Consider the following 4,300-nt stretch of genomic DNA (forward strand, 5'->3'; position numbering starts at 1 on the left):
GACTTAAGAGAGCTTGGCAACCACCGCCCGGGCCGCCGCCACGCCCGTCGCGAAACAGGCCTGCAGCAGGTAGCCGCCGGTCGGGGCCTCMCAGTTCAGCATCTCGCCGGCCACGAACACGCCGGGCGCGGCCTTCAGCTCCAGCCCGTCCAGCGCCTCGAAGCTCAGCCCGCCGGCCGAGGAGATCGCCCGCTCCAGGCCCTGCGTTCCGGTCAGGACGATCGGCGCGGCCTTGATCGCCGCCGCCAGGGCGTCGGGCGCGACCGGCAGGGCCACGCCGTGCGCCTCGCGCAGCAGACCGATCTCGACCGGCGACAGGTGGGCGGCCTTGCGCAGCCAGCTGGACAGCGACTGCCCGCCGCGCGGCCTCGACAGGCGCGCGGTCAACTGGCTCAGCGAGACGTCGGGCCGCAGGTCGATCTCCAGCCTCGCCGAGCCCCGCGCCTCGACCGCGTCCCGCAGCGCCGCCGACAGGGCGTAGACCGCCCCGCCCTCCAGGCCGTAGCCTGCCGCCAGGGCGTCGCCCCGCGAGCCGGCGCCCTCGAAGCTCAGGGCGATGTTCTTCAGCGGCGCCCCGGCGAAGCGCTCGCGGAACACCTCGCTCCACCCCACCGCGAAGCCGACATTGGCCGGTCGGAACGGCGCGACCGCCGCGCCCCGCGTCGCCAGCAGCGGCGCCCAGGCGCCGTCCGAGCCGAGCTTGGCCCAGCTCGCCCCGCCCAGGGCCAGGATCGCGGCGCGCGGCCGCACGGCGCGCGGTCCGTCCGGCGTCTCGAAGGTCAGGTCGCCGGCCGCGTTCCAGCCGGTCCAGGTCGAGCGGAGGTTCAGCGCCACGCCCTGCCCCTCCAGCCGCGCGATCCAGGCCCGCAGCAGCGGCGAAGCCTTCAGCGCCTTGGGAAACACCCGGCCGCTGGTGCCGACGAACGTCGCCTGCCCCAGCCCCTCGGCCCAGTCCACGAGGTCGGCGGGCGTGAAGGCCTCCAGCATCGGCCGCAGCCGATCGCTGGCCCCGCCGTAGCGTCCGGCGAAGCGCTCGAAGTCCTCCGAATGGGTCAGGTTCAGGCCGCCGCGCCCCGCCATCAGGAACTTGCGCCCCAGGGTCGGCATGCGCTCGAACACCGCCACCGACAGCCCGGCGCCGCTCAGCACCTCCGCCGCCATCAGCCCGGCCGGCCCACCGCCGATCACGGCGACGTCGAGAACTTGGGGATCAGTCACGCGGGCTGGATGTCCGTCAGGAAGAGGAGGTCATCGCTCTTATAAGGCAGCCACGCCGCATTCGAAGGGCCGCGCTACAAACGCAAAGCGGGCGCTGGATCGCTCCAGCGCCCGCTCGCTAACTTGCAGTCCGAAGTGCTTAGGCGTTGATCGACGCGACGTCGATCTTGAAGCCCGGACCCATCGTCGAGGACAGGCCGATACGCTTCACGTAGATGCCCTTGGCGCCGGCCGGCTTGGCCTTGACCAGAGCGTCGACCAGGGCCTTGACGTTGATCAGCAGGGCTTCGTCGGTGAACGAGACCTTGCCGATGCCGGCGTGGACGATGCCCGCCTTCTCGACGCGGAACTCGACGGCGCCGCCCTTGGCGTCCTTCACGGCTTGACCGACGTTCGGGGTCACGGTGCCGACCTTCGGGTTCGGCATCAGGCCGCGCGGGCCCAGCACCTTACCGAGGCGACCGACCAGGGCCATCATGTCCGGGGTCGCGATGACGCGATCGAAGTCCATGAAGCCGCCGGCGATCTTTTCGTACAGATCTTCGGCGCCGACGTGTTCAGCGCCAGCGGCGGTCGCTTCGGCCGCCTTGGCGTCCTTGGCGAAGACGGCGACGCGAACGTCGCGGYCGGTGCCCGACGGCAGGTTCACAACGCCGCGGACCTGTTGGTCGGCGTGGCGCGGATCGACGCCGAGGTTGACCGAGATCTCGATCGACTCGTCGAACTTGGCCTTGGCGTTGGCCTTGACCAGGGCGATGGCTTCCGAGACGGCGTGCGCGGCTTCGCGATCGCCGGTCCAGGCCTGGATGCGCTTGGGTTGCTTGGCCATGATCTTAGGCCTCCACGATCTTCAGGCCCATGGCCTTGGCGGAGCCTTCGATGATCTTGGCCGCGGCCTCGATGTCGTTGGCGTTCAGGTCCTTCATCTTCTTTTCGGCGATCTCGCGCAGCTGGGTGCGCGTGACTTCACCGACGGTTTCGCGACCGGTCAGCTTCGCGCCGGACTTCAGGCCGGTGATCTGCTTCAGGTAGTGCGTCGCCGGGGGGGTCTTGGTGACGAAGGTGAACGACTTGTCTTGGTACACGGTGATCACGGTCGGCAGGGGGGTGCCCTTTTCGACGTTCTCGGTGCGCGCGTTGAACTCCTTACAGAAGCCCATGATGTTGACGCCGCGCTGGCCCAGTGCGGGGCCGATGGGCGGTGAAGGCGTGGCGGAGCCGGCCTTCACCTGGAGCTTGATATAGCCCAGGATCTTTTTAGCCATTGTATCCTCTCAAGAAAGCCGAGCTAACGGCCTTCGCTGGTTGGCCGTGGTGCGGGCTGGCGGCCCTCCCACGGATTTGATCTTGCCGCGACCCGAATGTGTAACGGCAAGCACGCCCCGGGACAGGGTCCTGGGACGAAGGCGCGGCATTTAGCAGGCGGGGGGTGGAGAGTCCAGCACGAGGGCGACCGCCCCCTCCCCCGAAGGAGAGAGGGCGTCGCGGCCGAAACCCTAGAACGTCTCGCCGACCATCCGCTCGCTCAGCGCCCACAGCGCCTCGGCGCGGCTCGGGTCGAGGGCGTAGGACCGCACGCCGGCGCGGATCTGCGACGCGTCGTCGACCAGCTCGGCCACGTGACAGTCTTCGCTGTAGCGGCCGGCGACCAGCGAGACCGGCGCCGTGACCCCGGCCCAGATGCTGGTGGCCGCGCCCTGCGGAATGGTCTTCCACTCGATGGGCGGCTGGCCGGCGGCCTCGGCCTGGGCGTTCAGCTGATCGATCCAACCCTGGATGAAGGCCGGATCCAGGTGCCGGGCCAGCTCGGTCTGGATGCCGCCCGGATGGACGGCCGCGGCCCGCACGCCGCGATCCTTGTGGCGGCGATCGAACTCGACGGCGAACAGGATGTTGGCGGTCTTGGAGCGGCCATAGGCCTCGAACGGGACGTATTCGGTGGTCTCGAAGTTCGGATCCTCAAGATTCACGTCCGAGAAGCGGTGGCCAGACGAGGCCAGCGACACCACGCGAGACCCCGCCTTCAGCAGGCCGGCGATGCGGTTGATCAGTACGAAGTGGCCCAGGTGATTGGTGCCGAACTGGGTCTCGAAGCCGTCGACGGTCGTGCCGAACGGCGGGGCCATCACCCCGGCGTTGGCGATGATCAGGTCGAAGGTCCGGCCGTYGGCGACCAGGGCGTCGGCGCAGGCCCGCACGCTGGCGAGGTCGGCGAGGTCCAGCTGCACCAGCTCCAGCGAGCCGCCGCCGGCGGCAGCGGCGTCACGCACCACGCCCGTCGCGCCCTGCGCCTTGGCCAGGTCCCGCGCGGCCCCGACCATATGGGCGCCGTGGGCCGCCAAGGCCCGGGCGGTCTCAACGCCGAGGCCGGCCGAGACGCCGGTGACCAGCACGCGCTTGCCCGACAGATCGACGCCGGCCAGGACCTGGTCGGTGGTGGAGGTCGCTCCGAATTGTCCGCTCATGATCCTAGTTCCCTTGGATGTCTGTTGTCGAAACCCGTCCGCGAGATTAAATGGAGGACGGCTCCGGATACATATTCGGAGGCACCCTCCGTTTTTCAAGGGCGCGATGTCAAAAGAGTCTGAAGTCAGGTCGCGCAAGCCTCGCGCCGATAGCCTGCGCAACCGCGACCTGCTGTTGGCGGCGGGCAAGGCGGCCTTCACCGAGACGGGCGCCGAGGCCCCGCTGGAGGACGTCGCGCGGCGCGCCGGGGTCGGCATCGGCACGCTCTATCGCCACTTCCCCACCCGCGACGCCCTGGTCGCCGCGGTCTATGCGCGTGAGGTCGATCAGCTGACCGCCTCGGCCGAGGCCCTGCTGGCCGAACGTCCGGCGGGCGAGGCCCTGGCGGCTTGGCTGGACCAGTTGATCGACTACATGGCCACCAAGCGGGTCGTGGCCCCCGCCCTGCGCGCCGTCCCCGGCGACGGCGAGCGGCTCTACGCCAGTTCGGGCTCCAGCGTCATCGCCGCCCTGCGCCGCCTGACCGACGCGGCCAGCGCCTCTGGCGATATCCGCCCCGACATCGGCTTCGAGGACGTCGTGCGCATGATGACCGGCATCAGCCAGGGCTACGAAC

5 protein-coding genes are annotated in these 4,300 nt (G+C 69.9%); 1 reads left to right on the plus strand and 4 read right to left on the minus strand.

The window, feature by feature from the left end:
- Nucleotides 1-3 precede the first annotated feature (3 nt).
- The 4 genes from AC1DZ6_RS20195 to AC1DZ6_RS20210 all read right to left on the minus strand — a co-directional run bounded on the left by AC1DZ6_RS20195 (nt 4) and on the right by AC1DZ6_RS20210 (nt 3,683).
- The gene (locus tag AC1DZ6_RS20195; RefSeq protein ID WP_477098922.1) at nt 4-1,218 is read right to left on the minus strand and encodes a BaiN/RdsA family NAD(P)/FAD-dependent oxidoreductase; all 1,215 of its coding nucleotides are present in this window, start codon (nt 1,216-1,218) and stop codon (nt 4-6) included.
- Between the two features lie 139 nt (nt 1,219-1,357).
- A complete protein-coding gene (rplA, locus tag AC1DZ6_RS20200; protein WP_477098923.1) occupies nt 1,358-2,047 on the minus strand; it encodes a 50S ribosomal protein L1 in 690 nt (229 codons plus the stop codon).
- A 4-nt stretch (nt 2,048-2,051) separates the two neighbouring features.
- Complete coding sequence (gene rplK, locus AC1DZ6_RS20205) at nt 2,052-2,483, minus strand: 50S ribosomal protein L11 (RefSeq protein ID WP_062149299.1); 432 nt, start codon at nt 2,481-2,483, stop codon at nt 2,052-2,054.
- A 231-nt stretch (nt 2,484-2,714) separates the two neighbouring features.
- Nucleotides 2,715-3,683 (minus strand): SDR family NAD(P)-dependent oxidoreductase, encoded by a 969-nt coding sequence (locus tag AC1DZ6_RS20210; protein ID WP_477098924.1) that lies wholly within the window; start codon nt 3,681-3,683, stop codon nt 2,715-2,717.
- Between the two features lie 106 nt (nt 3,684-3,789).
- Between AC1DZ6_RS20210 and AC1DZ6_RS20215 the strand changes: the two genes are divergently transcribed.
- Nucleotides 3,790-4,300, plus strand: a 511-nt coding sequence (locus AC1DZ6_RS20215; protein ID WP_477098925.1) for a TetR/AcrR family transcriptional regulator, incomplete at its 3' end; no start/stop codon positions are given.

The organism is Caulobacter sp. P1_B12_2, assembly GCF_056406675.1.